Below are 14,889 nucleotides of genomic sequence, written 5' to 3'. Positions count from 1 at the left end.
GTACAGCTGCTCTTTCCCTTTACAATGTGCTCTTAAAAAATACATTAGACTGCGTGGATTCATTAACATGCAGCTGAAACACGTCCGGCCGGCTGTAATGCCCGACCACATCAAAGTCAAATCGGCTTTCGGCGATTTTCGACATATCCAGCTCTGCCACGAGCAGCGCCTCCCGCCCATAAACAGGCTCTGCTATATATTCCCCTAGCGGCCCAACGATAGCGCTGCCGCCCCTGCTCAGCACCTCATCCATCTGCTCCAGCTCGGCAAAACTCGCCAAATCCTTCGGATATAAAGACTTTGTAGCAAACTGATTGCTCGACAGCACATAGCAGCGGCCTTCGCAGGCAATATGACGAATCGTCGATTGCCATGTATCGCGGGCATCCGCTGTAGGCGTTATAAAAAGGTCTATACCTTTCGCATACATGGCGGTCCGAGCTAGCGGCATATAGTTTTCCCAGCATATCAAGCCGCCTATTCGTCCAAAAGGGGTTTGGATAACCGTTAATGTGCTGCCATCGCCTTGCCCCCAGAGCAGACGCTCCGCAGCTGTAGGAATAAGCTTTCGATGTTTGCCAAGCAGCCTGCCATCAGGACCTACATACACGATTGAATTATATAAAGTCGCACCGCTATATTCCTGATCGCGCTCCAGTGCACCAACGATTAGATATAAGCCATGTGCGGCAGCAATTTCCCCTAACAGGTCGGTATCCTCGCCCGGAATCGTTATTGCACTTTCCGCATAACGGCGAAAGTCTTCCCGTCCCTCCGCTGTTCGGCTTCCAACGCGATTCCCAAACGTCATGCCGCGCGGGTAACCGGAGATAAATACTTCAGGAAACACCAGCAGCTTGACCCCTTGTCTGCTTGCTTCGCCGGCATAGGCAGCTATTTGCTTGAACGCCGATTGCTTATCCAATAAACTAGGCGCAGCCTGCACAACACCAACTTTCACCTTGCGGTGCTCCATATGTTCATCCCCCACCCTAAGACAACTGCCCTTACATGGGCAGCCACCTCTCTTATTAACAATCATAAATGGATTGGCTGATCATGTAACCATCCATTTATCCACTAAAATGACCATCCAATTCGCTAAAATGTACTATAATGAATGGAATAATCCGAATTAGACAAATCGATAATGAACGGGGTGTACGTATGACGTGGAAGCTGGATCGAACATTAAAAACGCCTGTTTACTTGCAAATTGCCGAGCTGCTGGAACGCAGCATTGCCTCCGGCGAATATCCGCCAGGCAGCCCGCTTCCCTCCGAACGCAAACTGGCGGAGCAATTAGGCGTTAATCGCAGCACGATTGTACAGGCGTATGCCGAGCTGCGCTCAGCCGGCTTGGTGGAAAGCAAAGTAGGGAGCGGCACAACCGTGAGCCGCAGTAAATGGGGGATATCCCCTTCGCATACGCCGAATTGGCGGCAATATGCAGAAGGAGGCAGCTTCCTGCCTAATTTGCCCTTTATGAGGCGCATTCGTTCATCCATGCGCCACCATGGCCAAATGATTGACATGGCGAGCGGCGAACTGGCGGAGCCGCTGTTTCCGAGCCGGCTCCTCCAGTCCATTATGCAGGAGCAGCCATTCATGGAGCCGCTCGGCTATGATCATCCACAGGGCAATCCGCAGCTGCGGGTGGAGCTAAGCGCTTTTTTGCGGAAACAGGGCATTGCGGCTCCTGAAGCTTCTATTCTCGTTACTTCCGGCTCGCAGCAATCGCTCTATTTAATAACGCAATGTTTGCTTGCCCCAGGAGATGCCGTTGCGATCGAAGATCCCTCCTACTGCTATTCGCTGCCGATGTTCCAATCTGCAGGACTGCGTATTTGCCGTCTTCCGGTTCATCATGACGGCATTGATCCGGATGATATAACGCGATTGTACCGCGAGCATCGCATTCGCATGCTTTTTCTCAATCCGAACTATCAAAATCCGACAGGCACTTCTTTGAGCATGGAAAAAAGGCAGCGCGTATTAGCCATAGCTGCCGAGCTGCGTATTCCGATTGTAGAGGACGACCCGTTCAGCCTGACTTCCTTTCACAATCAGGCTTTGCCATCACTAAAGGCGCTGGACAAGGAGGATATCGTGCTCTATATTGGCACATTATCCAAAATCGCCGCATCGGGCCTGCGAATCGGCTGGCTGGTCGCACCGCAAACGGTCGTGAGCCGCCTCGCCGATGCCAGGCAGCAAATGGACTTTGGCCTTAGCATTTTGCCTCAGTGGCTGGCTGGCCGCCTGCTCGCTTCAAACGAATTTCCGCTGCATTTGCAAATGTTGCGAAAGGCGCTCGAGGCCAAGCAGCAGCGAATGATCGGTGCGCTGGAGCATTATTTTTCAGAAAAACTTTCATTTACCGCGCACCCAGGAGGGCTTAATCTATGGTGTAAATCCAAAGAGAACATCAGCGATCATCGCCTGCTGGAAGAAAGTATTCAGAGAGGGCTCGTGTTCGTTCCTGGCAGTGTGTATGGCTCGGAGGAAGGTTTCATTCGTCTAAGCTATGCCCGGCCGGAGCCGGAGCAAATAGAAATAGGAATCGAAAGATTAGCAGCCGCACTGCGCGCCAGCTTGGCCTCGAAAAACTGAAGCCATAAGGCTGGCGCCATGAAGCAAGCTTGCAACAAGACGGTAAACATAAAGCCATGCTGCTTTAAGAGCGCCACAATATCGTCTTGTTTCTGCCAGAGAGCTTAGCCTGATACAAAGCCTGATCGGCATAATCAATTAGAAACTCCTGCTCAACCTCCGGATAGCAGGCAATGCCGATCGAGACGGTCACGCCTACCTTTTGCTTGTCATTAACGGCAATTTGGCAATTCTCAATTTTGCTGCGTAAATTTTCAGCCAAAGCATAAGCGCCGGACGGTGAACAATTAGGCAGCAAAATGGAAAACTCCTCACCGCCATAGCGCGAGGCAACATCCTCTGCCCTAACCGTGCGCCTTACAATAGCCGCTAGCTCGCGCAAAACAGCATCTCCTGCGGGATGGCCGTAGGTGTCATTTATTTTTTTGAAATAATCAATATCCAGAAACAGGAGAGCAAGCGGCTCCTTTCCACTCTCTGCCTGAATAAACAAGCGGTTAAACGCCGCATCGAAAGCTCTGACATTAGCCAGCTGAGTAAGAAAATCCGTTGTCGCTTCCTGTTCCTTTTGCTGGAACATTTCGTCGCGCTGCGTCAAATTACGCACGCAATATGCGACGACAAGGCCGCTGGCAAGCAGCGGCGGGAATAGAAATTTTATAGTCGGGCTGGACCATTCCATACCATATGTATAACAAGCATTTCCATAAAGCAATGCCATTAACACCAGCAAAGAAACGCTCCATTTTGTCCAAAATCCACCTAGGCGCTTGTTCACAAAAATAATGCCTGATAATACCCCTAGCAACAAAATAAATGCCGCAGAGGCGATGGAGGCGTCATTTAAGCCGCCAAACAGCAGTATTCGTCCCCCTGCAATAAGAGCAGATGCCAGCATAGAAGCATGCAGGCCCCCGTAGTACGCAGCAATTATAATAAAGAAATATCTAAAATCAATGATGCCGTGATCGGATACCGGCACTCCAAACCACATGATTAAGATGCCGCAAACGCCGTATACCACGCCAAACAAAAGTTTCTTTCTAACTTCGAAGCGCAATAAATTCAAACGAAGCAGAGCATTTATGAGCTGCTTGCTGAAAAAAAATAATGTGAATGTAACGGATAAAATCGTTATTATTATTATCATAAATGTCCTTTACCTGCCTTGCTGCAACGGCGTTTTCCATAGAAATAGCATGCGGCTTGCCTTAAGGCGCAACTTTGAGAATATGCAAACTCGTATCTCTGCTTAAATCAATAAAGTTGTCATTCATTTTCACTAACGGCCTAAGTGCATTTTGCGGATTGATCAATACGATGGAGCCGATTTGATTGTTGGTGAGCAGCACCTGATGCCCAAGCATCGACTGCATCATTTTGTCCATAAACAGCTTGCTGATTTGCGGATCAAACTCGCCAAAAATATTATTGTTCATTTGGATAAGCGTCTCATAAAAGGGCAGTGCTTTGCGATATGGCCGATCTGAGGTCATCGCATGAAAAACATCAGCTACCGCTACGATTTTGCTAAGCGGGGCGATTTGCTCAGAGCGCAAGCCGAGCGGGTATCCGCTGCCATCTTGCCGTTCATGATGCTGAAGCGCTACCAAAGCTTGGACATGATTAATGCCAACGGTCCCTTTGAGCAGCTCATAGCCAAAAATCGTATGCTTTTTCATCAGGTCAAACTCTTTCGGATCAAGCAATGCCGGCTTGTTCAAAATTTCATTTGAAATTTTCGTTTTGCCAATATCGTGGAGAGTAGCCGCCATCGTAAGCTGCATGAGATCGCGCTCATCCATATCCATCCATTTTCCAATTAAAGCAGATAATACACCTACCCCTATATTATGGCGGTAAGAATAATCATCTTTGGATTGCAAAGCGCCCAGCAATTCGTAAAAATCAGGAAGCTCCGTCAGCTCATTAATCGAAGGAATAATTTTTTCACGGATTTGCAGCACTGGAATTTGCTTGGCATAACGAATTTGCTCAAACAGCTCCGCCATGTACAGCGTACAGCCGTCCATTTTTTCCTGTGCCTGCGATTTCTCCTTATCCCGCTTAATCTCCCTTTCTTCCAGTTCGATCGCATGGCGATAAATCAAGTCGAGCTGTTCCTGATCCAATACGGTATGGGCAGGAGCAACAAGCACTCCGTTATGATTAAACAAATCCTGAGCCAGCTGTTTTCCCAAAAACAATTGATTGCCGTTGTCCACCCTCAAAACACCTGCGCTCTCAAATGAAGAATATGTATTTATACGTACTCTTCCATTATACTTTACAGGTTTGAAACTTTTTTGAATTTTATTGTATTATCTCCTCAAACAGCGAAAAATTTCTTCTTACAGTTTATATTTTCTCATAAGCGGAACGCCAGCCGTCAATAAAAGCTTGCTAAGTCCGCGCCAAACCGCTCTCCTCCCTGCCGACAGATGCTTAATGTACACTGCGCTGTATTCAATTTCCGCTTCTGCCCCGCGAACGCGCTTGAATTCAGCTGCGCCAGAGCTGAGATGCAGCAGCTGTCCGCGATCCGCTGCAGCCTGCATCGCCAAATGCATCAGCATCCGGTAGAGGCCGTTACTTTGGGCAAGCGCCGTATTGTAGCCGACCAGCGGTACCGATATGACCTCGCCATGAATAAAGCAGCCCATCACGCCTTGCAAAACCCCTTGCTCATCGCGGAGTCCGGTCATTTCCAGCAGCCCCTTCTGATGGCAGTGGCGAATATATTCAGCGGTAAACTGGGGATTGAGCGCCGAATATTTGCCTACATACAGCAGGTCATACAGCTCTGCAATACGCTCATAGTCCGGCTCGCCAAGTTCAGCATGCGGTACGATACGATAGTCAGACTGGGCGAGCAGCTTGCCGTCCCACTTCGTATTTTTTTTCTTCAAGTACAACGGAGCGGCTCCATTGAAAAAATAAACCTGCCTGCTCGGGACCAGCACATAGCCCTGCTGCAGCAATTGCGTAAGCAGCTCCCCATTCGTGCGCCGGTTAAGCGAACGATAAATAATCGCATGCTTCGGATAGCTTGCTGTTAACGTATTTGTAGCCCCCTCCAGCTCATCCGCGCTTATTTCGGTATACAAATTCGTTGAAAGCAGCCAGTTGTTCACATGAACGTTTCGATCAATTTGAGCCCAGCGGAGCAGCGGTGCAATTGCCTTAAGCAAGGAGCCGCACAGGAAGCGCAGCAGTGGATTTTCCAACAAATAAAGCTCTTCTTCCGCATACTTGACATACGTTCCATAAGGGGAGCACACATAGGAATTATCATATTCCTGCTCATTAACCGTCATGGGCAGCCATGCTTGGCCCGCCTGCAGCAGTCGCAGCTCCGTGCGCACGTTGCGGATAAATAAATTTACCCCATTTTGCATCAAAGGAAGCATATATTCAGCCGCTTTATTTCGCTTCCCCTTTTTTATTGCATCAAGCTCTGTTAATTCTGTAAGGTTCAGCTCTTTAACGACCGTCTTAGATAGGGGCAAAGCTGACCCTCCTTTCTTTCCTTCATCTGTTCTAAACCTTCCACTTTCGCTCCACCCGCCGCAGCTTGCGCAGCCCCTCATCCGCTTCATACGGGACAAATGCAATCAGCGGCGCCATGCAGCCGCGTGAAGTAAACAGCTTGGACAGCGCAGCGGCAAGCTCCGGCTGCAGCTCCTCAGGCGCTCCATCGACGCGCAGAGCTACTTCCAGCTGCCGATCCGATTGCTGAACGACCTTGTATTCCTTTATACGCTCCGAGGACATAATGACCGCCCGCCTTATAAAATCGGGAAAAATCGGCACAAGCCGCTGTGTATCCGCATCGCGTCCATAAAATAAATCATCCGTCCTGCCTTCAATGGAGGCAATCGCCGTAAAAGTGGAGCCACAGGCACAAGGCTGCGTCGCCTCCGTCAGCAAATCATTAAGCCGATATCGCATGATAGGCTGGGTTTCCCGTGAAAAGTCAGTGATGATTGGCGAGAAGATACGCTGCTCCTCGTCCACATACTCCTTCTCAATGACGAGTATATCCTCGTTCAGATGCAGGGTGCCCTGTGAGCAGGTGGCAGCGAGGAAGCCTTCTGTGCATTGATAAATTTGATCGACGCGCACCCCAAAAGCCTGCTCGATAAGCCGCTTGTCCAGCGGCTCAAGCACTTCTGCAACCGAGATCACTTTACCCGGCGCAATGAACAGCTCTCCGGCAAGCTGCGCTTCAGCGAGCAGTCGCAGCATGGACGGCGGTGCAACCAGCAGCGTCGGCTGCTGCTCGCTTAACAATCGCACATTGTCCTCTACTGGATGGATCATGTCGTAAAAACGGAATTGCAGCCGCTTGGAACGCACGCTTTGGTACAAATGGCTGTCCGCCCGCAGAAAAAAAGCGATCCGCTGCCGCACAAGCAGCGAGGCTGGCAGCGCCTTTGCCAGTACCGTTCCCGCCCACGCTGCGCGTTCCTTGGCACTGACCAGAAACAAGCCGCGGCTGCCTGATGTGCCTGACGACAGTCCGACCGCAATATCGCCGATCTGCGCGGAGAAGTCCCGTTCCCGCTCGGCGCGCAGCGCGATTCGGAATGCTTCCTCCTTCGTAATACCCGCTGTGTTCAGCCGGTCAAAATGGTCCATCATTAACGCTTTATCGATCGTCGGGAAGCTGCGCCAATTTTGTGCATCCAGCCCTTGATAATAGCTTCGGTAAAAGGGCGATTGCTGGCGTACCCGCCTCACAAGTGCCACAACTTTGCGGTGCTGCCAGGCTTCCAGCGCCTTCCGGCTGCGAAAGCGCCGGGCGCGCACCCGTGTCAGCACATAATAAACCAGCAGCCTTAATACTCTCATGCTCTCGCCCCCTGCCACGCGGTGCAGCGTTTCCACGTTTCCCCGCAATGCGTGAAAACTTGCTGGAGCTCCGGATTTCTCCGCTTCAGCTCGACGAGACGGTCGAACGTTTCCTTAAACTCCACCCGGTTGTCGAACACAATGGAGGCTAGCGCATGAGGAGGGCGATTTTCCCGCACCGCCGCCTCCGACCAGCTAGCGTCTGCGCCGAGCAGCAGCTCCTGCCCCGTATCTCCCTGCAGCAGCAGTCCGAATTGGTCGGCCGCATGGCCAGACAAACGGATAGCCGTTACGCTTCCATCATTAAATAAATCGTACCCCTTATGGAAGGGGGCATATTTCGCTGGCAGGTCCACCTCGTTCGACTGCTCGATCCAGCGTGCCCGCTTGGCGAAATCAGGCGGCAGCAGCTCGGGCAAAAAAGCTTTTTTCACCGCTGCAAATCCGTTCAGCGGCTGGACAGCCTCATATGCCTGCTGCGAGCAAATAAACGTCGCCTCGGAAAAATCTCGCAAGCCGCAAACATGGTCGGCATGGAAATGCGAGACGATAATATGCTTAACCTCGCGCAGCGAATAGCCTGCCGCATGCACATGCTCCGCCGCAGAGCGTTCCCCGGCAAGCGTAACGGGGGTCGTCCAGCGGTAAAGCGCATAAGGCAGCCGCTTCGTCGCTTCGAGAAAGCGCGGCGAATAGCCGGTATCAAATAATACCGGCCCTAGCACAGGATGTTCCATTATAGCAAAAATACCTGGAAATGCTTGCTGCCGCCAGCGCCCCCCGCTAATCGCTAGCGCCTCCAACTGCTTGCAGTAGCCCGTATTATGAAAGGTAATTTTCATCGTGTCTCCTCCTGCTCTTTCCACCAGGCCGCGAACCTCCTAAGCCCTTCCTCGACGCTCACGAGAGGCCGATAACCCAGCTCCCGCTGCGCCTTCTCAATAGAAAGCGTTTGGCTGAACGCAAGAATGCCGACCGTATAACGGGTCAGCAGCGGTTCTTTGGCAAGCCCCGGCAGCTTCGCCGCCAGCTCCAGCAAAGAGGCCGCACTATACGCCGCGGGGTATGCAATCTTCTTGGTCCGGATCGGTTTATTCAGCATTTCAAACAGCCTCGCCATAGCTTCCCACAGCTGAATAGGCTCGCCATTCGTAATATTGTATTTCTGTCCAAGCACAATCGGATCGGCGTACAGACAGCGCATGAGCGCCTCCGTCACATTATCCACATACGTAATATCGACAAGCGGCTGACCGCTTCCGAACACTGGTATAAACCGTTTGTCATTTGCCCGCAGCAGCCTTGGAAAAATCGCCTTATCGCCAGGTCCGAACAACGCTCGCGGCCGGATCGTCACAACGCGCAGCCCCTGCTCACGATAAGCGTGGTCAACCTCTTGCTCGGCAAGCAGCTTCGTCGCCGCATAATGATTGACCGCTGCTTTCGGCAGCGGCTCATGCTCTGCAATATTAAAGCGATGGCGATAGTCAAAATAGATCGAAGGCGTCGACACATGCACCAGCCGCTGGACGCCGTGCTCAAGGCAGCCTTGTATGACATGGCGCGTGCCCCTGACATTGGATGCATAAAAGTCGCGATACTTGCCCCAAGGCGAAGACAAGGCGCCGCAATGAAACACGGCGTCATGACCGGCAATCGCTTCGCTCATTGCACTGGAGGCTAAATCCAGCTGTAAAAATGCCGCCCCCGCCTCGCTGAGCCGCCCGCCTGCCTCTTGATTACGCCCGGCCGCGGTCACCGTATGGCCTTCCTTCAGCAGTCGATATACCGCATTTTCTCCTAAAAATCCGGTAGCCCCTGTTACCAGTATGTTCATCCTCGCCTTCTCCTTTCTCATCCATTCCATTCAATATCAGCAGTTGTAAAAGCAATAAGCGGCTGCTCCGCCTTGCGTGCCCGCCGCCATAAATCAAACCAAACATAACCTTGCATCAGAAATGGACCAGGGTCCTTCCAGCTGAAAATAACATCCCGGCCGCCTGCCATGCTCGCCAGCCAGTGCCAAGAGCCCCGCCATAGCCCACGCTGGCGCCGCTGCTGCGAAAGCCCATAGGCCAGCATCGCTGCCGCGATCATTTTGCCCCGCGATTGCTGCGGCATAATGATGCTGCTGGGCTGGCCAGTCCCCCACAAGGCGCGGCCGAGCCGGTCGCGCCTGTCGAACAGATGCAATCCGCTCGTCGCTCGCGGATTGCACTCAAGCGGCCATACCGCGCCGCTCTCGTCTATTATAAAATCAAAAGCGATTTGGCCTGTAAACTGCGTATGTGCGGCAAACGTCTCCACCCATTGCCGCAGCTGCGGCTGATGGCATGGCTTAAAGAAGGTGCTGGCTCCCCGTCCAGCAGTAAAGTCGACTGCATAATCGGAATAGGCAAGCAGCTTGCCATCCTTTGCAATTGAATACGTGCAATATTCCTGTCCTGCTACGAATGCTTGGGCTACCCAAGGGGAATCTGCGGATAGCTGCAGTTCCGCAGCAGGAGGCGGCGACTCGTTTGCATGCCATATATGCACTTTCGTTGCAAAGCGGGAATAGACCGGCTTCAGCACCCATATTTGCTCTGAAGCGGGATTATGCAGCTGTTTTAGCTCAGTGTAGGAACGCAGCTGCTTTGTCTCTGGGGCGGCAAGCCCCGCCTCCCGAACCATTTCAATGAACGCCCATTTGCTATGCAGGGCGGTGAGCTTCTCCGCTTCATCGGTGAAAACCATGCAGCTTCCAAGCTTGCCGCGCAGCTTGGCAATATAATAAATTTCCTCGCAGGTTGGAATAAGCAGCTCGATGCTGTACTTTTCCACCATTACCGCAAGCGCTGTGCCAAATGCTGCCTCGTCCACTCGTGGCGCTGGAAGCATCTCATAACGCTTAATGCAGGTTGAAAAGCGAATGAGCGGACTCGCCATACTGTCCGCTGCATAAACCTCATAACCCTGCTCCGCCAGCTGACGGGCTAAATCCAGCGCAGCTGGCGCTCTGCCTCCCGTAATAAGGATGCGCCGCCCGGTGTGTATTCCCTGCTCTTGGCCTGTTTTAATATTCAATAATCATCCCGCCTAACGAAATGCCCGCTGAAATGCCAATGAGCGCAAAGCGGTCACCACGCTGCAAGCGGCCCTGCTGGATGGCCAGATGAATGCCCATCGGCAGAGAAGCCGCAATCATATTGCCGTGATTTTCAATAATGTTCATGAACTGCTCGGGCGCAATGCCAAGCTTTTTCTGAAGCAGCCGCATGGCAAGGGCGCTGCCTTGATGCGGAACTACGAGCTTCAGCTCGGACATGTCGATGCTCGCCTCCTGAAACAGCCGCTTGATAAAGTCGGGCAGCAGCTTAGACGTTTTGCGAAACAGCGCCTCGCCCTGCATTGCAAACAAATATTGCTCCGCATTTGCCGCCCCGTACTGTGTGGAAGGCAATCCTGAGCCGCCTCCGCGAATTTCCGACAGCTCGCGTCCCGATCCGTACGTCTCCATACGGGAGGCGATAATGGATGAGCTTTCGCCTTCACCACTTCTGCCAATGACTACCGCTGCTGCCCCGTCGCCGAACAGCGTCGCGCTTTCGGGATGCTTGTCATTAAGGCCGCTTGATGCAATTTCCGGCGATACAAGCAGCACTGTGTCATATCTGCCCGCTTCTATCATATAAGACACCATATCAAGCGCCGCTAGAAACGACAAGCAGGTCGTATTAATGTCGAAACAAGGAATACCTGATTCGCCTGCCCACATCTCATCTTGGATGAGCGCCGCTGTGCACGGGATAAGCTGCTCAGGAATCGCATTGGCACAAATGATGCAGTCCATGTCGTCAAGCTCAAGTCCTGCATCCTCCAAAGCCGCAAAGGCAGCCTTTGCGCCCATGACTGACGCGGCTTCGCCAGCTGCGTAATGCCTGATTTTCACGCCTGATTTCTTATATACCCAGCCTTGCGGCTTATTCAGTTTTTCGTCCAACTGCTCCGCTGTCACCATTTGGGATGGCAAGTAGGAGCCTGTCCCCCATATTCGTACATTCCGTTGTTGCTTATGCTTGTTTCTTGCATGCATAACCCTCACCGCCATCTATTAGCTTGTTGTCTATCTTAATGTGTATTGCTACTTTATCTTACTAGATGGTGCATAGCTGGACATAGTACCAAATTTTATTAGTACCCTTTTAAATTACATTTAATTTACATATTTTCTTTTAAAATCCAATCTATTGCCACTTATTACTGGAATGTAGCTTTACGAGCTTTACGAGCTTTACCGCTATGCACGCGCGGCTTCGAGCCTATACCAAGCTTTCTATATTAATCACTCTCATAGTTGTGCTCTACTAAGCTCATCCATTAAACTCAAGCAGCCTATTATTACCCTTGCTGAGGAAATTGAAATCATGAGCAGCTAGGTGATGAACCAAACGTTTTGTTTCGAGGAACGGCTCAGCTACATAATTGATATTCCCTAGTCCAGCCAGAAGACAGCGCCGAATTTAAGCAACTGTTTGCAATCAAAAATATTGCCGAGGAAATACTTTCCGTTCCTCTATTCGGCGCAACGATTGTCAGCCATGTGCTCATGCTTAAGGTGGATTTGGAGCTAAGCGCTTAACTTTTCATCTCCAACCCTAAATCGACTGCTGGGCAGCTCATATTTCCAACAACCTCGAGTGAGCTTTTCGTCATTCGGCCTATATAAGGATGAGCCTTGGGCCCTTCTCCCTTCAGGCAAAAGCCCTCCGCCGCTTGATACAAGCGATTGAGGGCTTTTGCTGATTTCATTATTTTTCGTAAACATTCTAGTTATCCGTACAATTTCGTTGTTTCCTGCTATCATACACTGGCTACGAGGTGACAATGATGTATACGAAAACGTATCGCAGCGCGACCATTCGTGGCAAGCTGAAGGTGTGCCGTTTTTTGCAAAAAAATGCTTCAACTAAACCGCTCATACCAAGCACCACCAGCTTCACCTTATCCAATCTGAAGATGATGGCTGCTGCCCATCACGCGCTATACATTAAGCCAAATATCGGCTCGCTTGGCGTCGGTGTGCATAAGCTTGAGCCCCTAAACGACGGCTACAAGCTCCTTTATACAAAAAGCAAAAAGCAGCTTTCCAAATTTTTTCACAGTCTAGATGACGTTTATGAGCATTTGCTGCCTGCCAAGCCTTCCCGCCTTATTATTCAACAAGCAGTCAGCCTCGATCAAGTCGAAAATCGTCCCTACGATATTCGTGCCATGGTTCAGCGAAAACCGGGCGGCATATGGCATCTTACCGGCTTCCTTATTAAAGTAGGCGCCAAAGGTAAAATCGTCACCAACTACCATCAGGGCGGCGAAATTTGGACGATGCATAAGCTGGTGCAGCGCAAAGGATATGAAGATGCCAAAAGCAGCGAGCTCATTGGCCATTTGACACAGCACTCATTGACAGTAGCCCGTGCCCTCAGCAAGCGTAAAGCGGGCATGTTTGAAATGGGCATCGATTTTGCCTTGGACCGCAACACGCACCTGTGGATATTGGAGGTCAATTCCAACCATCCCCAATTCCGTCCGTTAAAATGGATTGATCGCCGCGCCTACAACCGGATTATGCGATTTGCCCAAAGCTATGGCCGAAAGGACGATTAGCTTATGCTACGTTTGCCTGTTGTTGAAAGGCAGTCTAGCCTCCTGCGCGTTCAGATACCTTTGCTTGATCGGGCTGCTTCTCGCTAATTAATAAAGATAGCAAATATTGTGCGAGTGCAGCCCCGAACAGTACGACCGGCAGCCAGACAGACGTCACATCGCCAGCAAACAAGATCAAGCAGCCAATCGACACAACTCTGCCGACATTCAGAAACAACTCACGCATAACGACGCATTCTACACGCAGTTGTCCTTTAAGAGGAAGTGTGCCAATTAGCCGATAATAATAAGAGGTCAATGTATTGACTGCAAGCGGATTACAGATGGAGAACAAAATCATAAACAAAAGCACGGACCAAAAATCAACTGCAATTAGCAGCAGCGCAGCCCCTATGGCGACTCCTGTTGTAGAAAATAGCACATATTTCTGGACTTGCTCCTTCTGTGCTTTCCTAGATATGACATACCCCGTCATAACGGTAAGTGCTGAAAAGGCTACGCCTAAGTAACCGACCCGATCCTCACGCCCCACCGTCTGAAACAATAAAATATTCGGTAAAAACAACATAATCCCTTGAAAAAGCCCAAGTATAAAAAAGCTGACGAGCGCCTTGAACCACCGCCTGTTTTTATTCATCGCAAGCCCCATAAATTTTAAATAATAAGCACGGTGATGCGATTTCACAATGGGAATCCGGAAGCTCACGATGGCCGCTATAACAAACATAACGAAGGCGAGTAAAAAAATAATAACATATCCCTGCAGCCCTTCATTACGAGAAATAATAAATCCGGCCAGCGCCGGGCCCAGCAATCCCGCCGTGTTGAACACAATCATATTCAGCGCTAGAAAACGAATCCGATTCGCCTCTGTAGAAACATCATATTGGATGATTAAATATCCGGTCCAATATAGTCCCCCTGCAATACCATTACATATGGCGAACAAAACATAATAATTAACGACCTGCTCACCCGTAATAACGACCATTAAATAAAAGACAGCTATTAAAACGATGCCAATCCTGTACGTCACCATTCGGTCTTTGCGTTTCGCGATCCAACCCCCAACTGCAAACGTAATTGGTGTCATTAGAAATACAATAATGTTGTAGAGCGCATTTACCGTTAAATCCTGCGTTAACCGCCACAAGTACAAATTAAGAAACAATCCAGACATGGATGCACCAAATTGAAAACAACCATGAATGACAATCGAGATAATAGCCTCCCTGCCTAGCCTTCTCTCTGGTGGAATAGCCGCTCCCCTGCTGAAAAAATAGTCCAATCTCGGCCATGTTCGCATATGTATACTGCCCCTGCCTCTCTCTATTTACATGAACTTCATCTTTCCCGTTCATTTTAGCACAAGGGCTAGACGGTCAGCCGTTGCCTGAAAGCGTTAACGGTTTGGAAAACAGCCTTAAATGCTGTTGTACGCCCGTTTCAAGGGGGTTTAAGCTATTTATTGAACGTTAACGAGTGTTTTCATACAATATCGGCTATGTATAAAGTTAGGCAAATGGTATATTCGTTTTTGTGTAAAAATAAACAAGCCTGCCACATGATTAGTGGCAGGCTTGTAATATGAAGCTAAAGTTTCCTATGTGTGTTGCACACTGAAAACTGGATGCGAAAGACAAAGTCTGAAACTTTAGCGTGTTATTAGGATAAGCCCTCGACCGATTAGTATTCGTCAGCTGCACGCATTGCTGCGCTTCCACCCCGAACCTATCAACCTCGTCGTCTTCAAGGGGTCTTACTAAATTGGGAAAT

The 14,889-nt window shown here is 50.3% G+C and carries 12 protein-coding genes and 1 rRNA gene; 2 read left to right on the top strand and 11 right to left on the bottom strand.

Annotated elements, in window-relative coordinates; translation table 11 throughout:
* Positions 1-19 precede the first annotated feature (19 nt).
* A complete protein-coding gene (locus tag AC6B99_RS06335; RefSeq protein ID WP_494862283.1) occupies positions 20-976 on the bottom strand; it encodes a nitrilase-related carbon-nitrogen hydrolase in 957 nt (318 codons plus the stop codon).
* 191 nt (positions 977-1,167) lie between these two features.
* Between AC6B99_RS06335 and pdxR the strand changes: the two genes are divergently transcribed.
* On the top strand, positions 1,168-2,613 hold the full coding sequence (pdxR, locus tag AC6B99_RS06330; protein WP_496663021.1) for a MocR-like pyridoxine biosynthesis transcription factor PdxR: 1,446 nt from the start codon (positions 1,168-1,170) through the stop codon (positions 2,611-2,613).
* Positions 2,614-2,677: 64 nt separating this feature from the next.
* On the opposite strand, the gene AC6B99_RS06325 is transcribed toward pdxR, so the two are convergent.
* From AC6B99_RS06325 to AC6B99_RS06290, 8 genes are all read right to left on the bottom strand, one after another.
* Entirely contained in the window at positions 2,678-3,763 is a 1,086-nt protein-coding gene (locus AC6B99_RS06325; protein ID WP_056037512.1) for a GGDEF domain-containing protein, read from the bottom strand.
* Positions 3,764-3,824: 61 nt separating this feature from the next.
* Positions 3,825-4,838 (bottom strand): HD-GYP domain-containing protein, encoded by a 1,014-nt coding sequence (locus AC6B99_RS06320; protein WP_056037515.1) that lies wholly within the window; start codon positions 4,836-4,838, stop codon positions 3,825-3,827.
* 126 nt (positions 4,839-4,964) lie between these two features.
* On the bottom strand, positions 4,965-6,122 hold the full coding sequence (locus tag AC6B99_RS06315; protein WP_496663020.1) for a GNAT family N-acetyltransferase: 1,158 nt from the start codon (positions 6,120-6,122) through the stop codon (positions 4,965-4,967).
* 31 nt (positions 6,123-6,153) lie between these two features.
* Entirely contained in the window at positions 6,154-7,467 is a 1,314-nt protein-coding gene (locus AC6B99_RS06310) for a F390 synthetase-related protein (RefSeq protein ID WP_496663019.1), read from the bottom strand.
* The gene (locus AC6B99_RS06305; RefSeq protein ID WP_496663018.1) at positions 7,464-8,309 is read right to left on the bottom strand and encodes an MBL fold metallo-hydrolase; all 846 of its coding nucleotides are present in this window, start codon (positions 8,307-8,309) and stop codon (positions 7,464-7,466) included. The genes AC6B99_RS06310 and AC6B99_RS06305 overlap by 4 nt, the downstream gene beginning before the upstream one ends.
* Positions 8,306-9,304: an NAD-dependent epimerase/dehydratase family protein gene (locus AC6B99_RS06300; protein WP_081418895.1), complete on the bottom strand. Its 999-nt coding sequence runs from the start codon at positions 9,302-9,304 to the stop codon at positions 8,306-8,308. Before AC6B99_RS06300 ends, AC6B99_RS06305 begins: the two co-directional genes overlap by 4 nt.
* 17 nt (positions 9,305-9,321) lie before the next feature.
* A complete protein-coding gene (locus tag AC6B99_RS06295; protein WP_496663017.1) occupies positions 9,322-10,533 on the bottom strand; it encodes an ATP-grasp domain-containing protein in 1,212 nt (403 codons plus the stop codon).
* Positions 10,523-11,542: a beta-ketoacyl-ACP synthase III gene (locus tag AC6B99_RS06290; protein ID WP_056037527.1), complete on the bottom strand. Its 1,020-nt coding sequence runs from the start codon at positions 11,540-11,542 to the stop codon at positions 10,523-10,525. Before AC6B99_RS06290 ends, AC6B99_RS06295 begins: the two co-directional genes overlap by 11 nt.
* A gap of 791 nt (positions 11,543-12,333) precedes the next feature.
* Between AC6B99_RS06290 and AC6B99_RS06285 the strand changes: the two genes are divergently transcribed.
* Positions 12,334-13,113, top strand: coding sequence for a YheC/YheD family protein (locus AC6B99_RS06285; RefSeq protein ID WP_496663016.1), 780 nt, complete (start codon positions 12,334-12,336; stop codon positions 13,111-13,113).
* Positions 13,114-13,147: 34 nt separating this feature from the next.
* Here the strand turns inward: AC6B99_RS06285 and AC6B99_RS06280 are convergent, their stop codons facing one another.
* Entirely contained in the window at positions 13,148-14,419 is a 1,272-nt protein-coding gene (locus AC6B99_RS06280; RefSeq protein ID WP_496663015.1) for an MFS transporter, read from the bottom strand.
* A gap of 360 nt (positions 14,420-14,779) precedes the next feature.
* Positions 14,780-14,889 (bottom strand): 23S ribosomal RNA (locus AC6B99_RS06275); the annotation flags it as partial.

The organism is Paenibacillus liaoningensis, from assembly GCF_059609455.1.
Note: the sequence above shows the minus strand (reverse complement) of the source record. Positions and strands in the feature narration are given on the sequence as shown.

What these genes read in the sequence shown, in the direction of transcription:
- AC6B99_RS06335 (WP_494862283.1), bottom strand. Translation starts at nt 976, where the DNA reads ATGGAGCACCGCAAGGTGAAAGTTGGTGTTGTGCAGGCTGCGCCTAGT.
- pdxR (WP_496663021.1), top strand. Translation starts at nt 1,168, where the DNA reads ATGACGTGGAAGCTGGATCGAACATTAAAAACGCCTGTTTACTTGCAA.
- AC6B99_RS06325 (WP_056037512.1), bottom strand. Translation starts at nt 3,763, where the DNA reads ATGATAATAATAATAACGATTTTATCCGTTACATTCACATTATTTTTT.
- AC6B99_RS06310 (WP_496663019.1), bottom strand. Translation starts at nt 7,467, where the DNA reads ATGAGAGTATTAAGGCTGCTGGTTTATTATGTGCTGACACGGGTGCGC.
- AC6B99_RS06305 (WP_496663018.1), bottom strand. Translation starts at nt 8,309, where the DNA reads ATGAAAATTACCTTTCATAATACGGGCTACTGCAAGCAGTTGGAGGCG.
- AC6B99_RS06300 (WP_081418895.1), bottom strand. Translation starts at nt 9,304, where the DNA reads ATGAACATACTGGTAACAGGGGCTACCGGATTTTTAGGAGAAAATGCG.
- AC6B99_RS06290 (WP_056037527.1), bottom strand. Translation starts at nt 11,542, where the DNA reads ATGCATGCAAGAAACAAGCATAAGCAACAACGGAATGTACGAATATGG.
- AC6B99_RS06285 (WP_496663016.1), top strand. Translation starts at nt 12,334, where the DNA reads ATGATGTATACGAAAACGTATCGCAGCGCGACCATTCGTGGCAAGCTG.
- AC6B99_RS06280 (WP_496663015.1), bottom strand. Translation starts at nt 14,419, where the DNA reads ATGCGAACATGGCCGAGATTGGACTATTTTTTCAGCAGGGGAGCGGCT.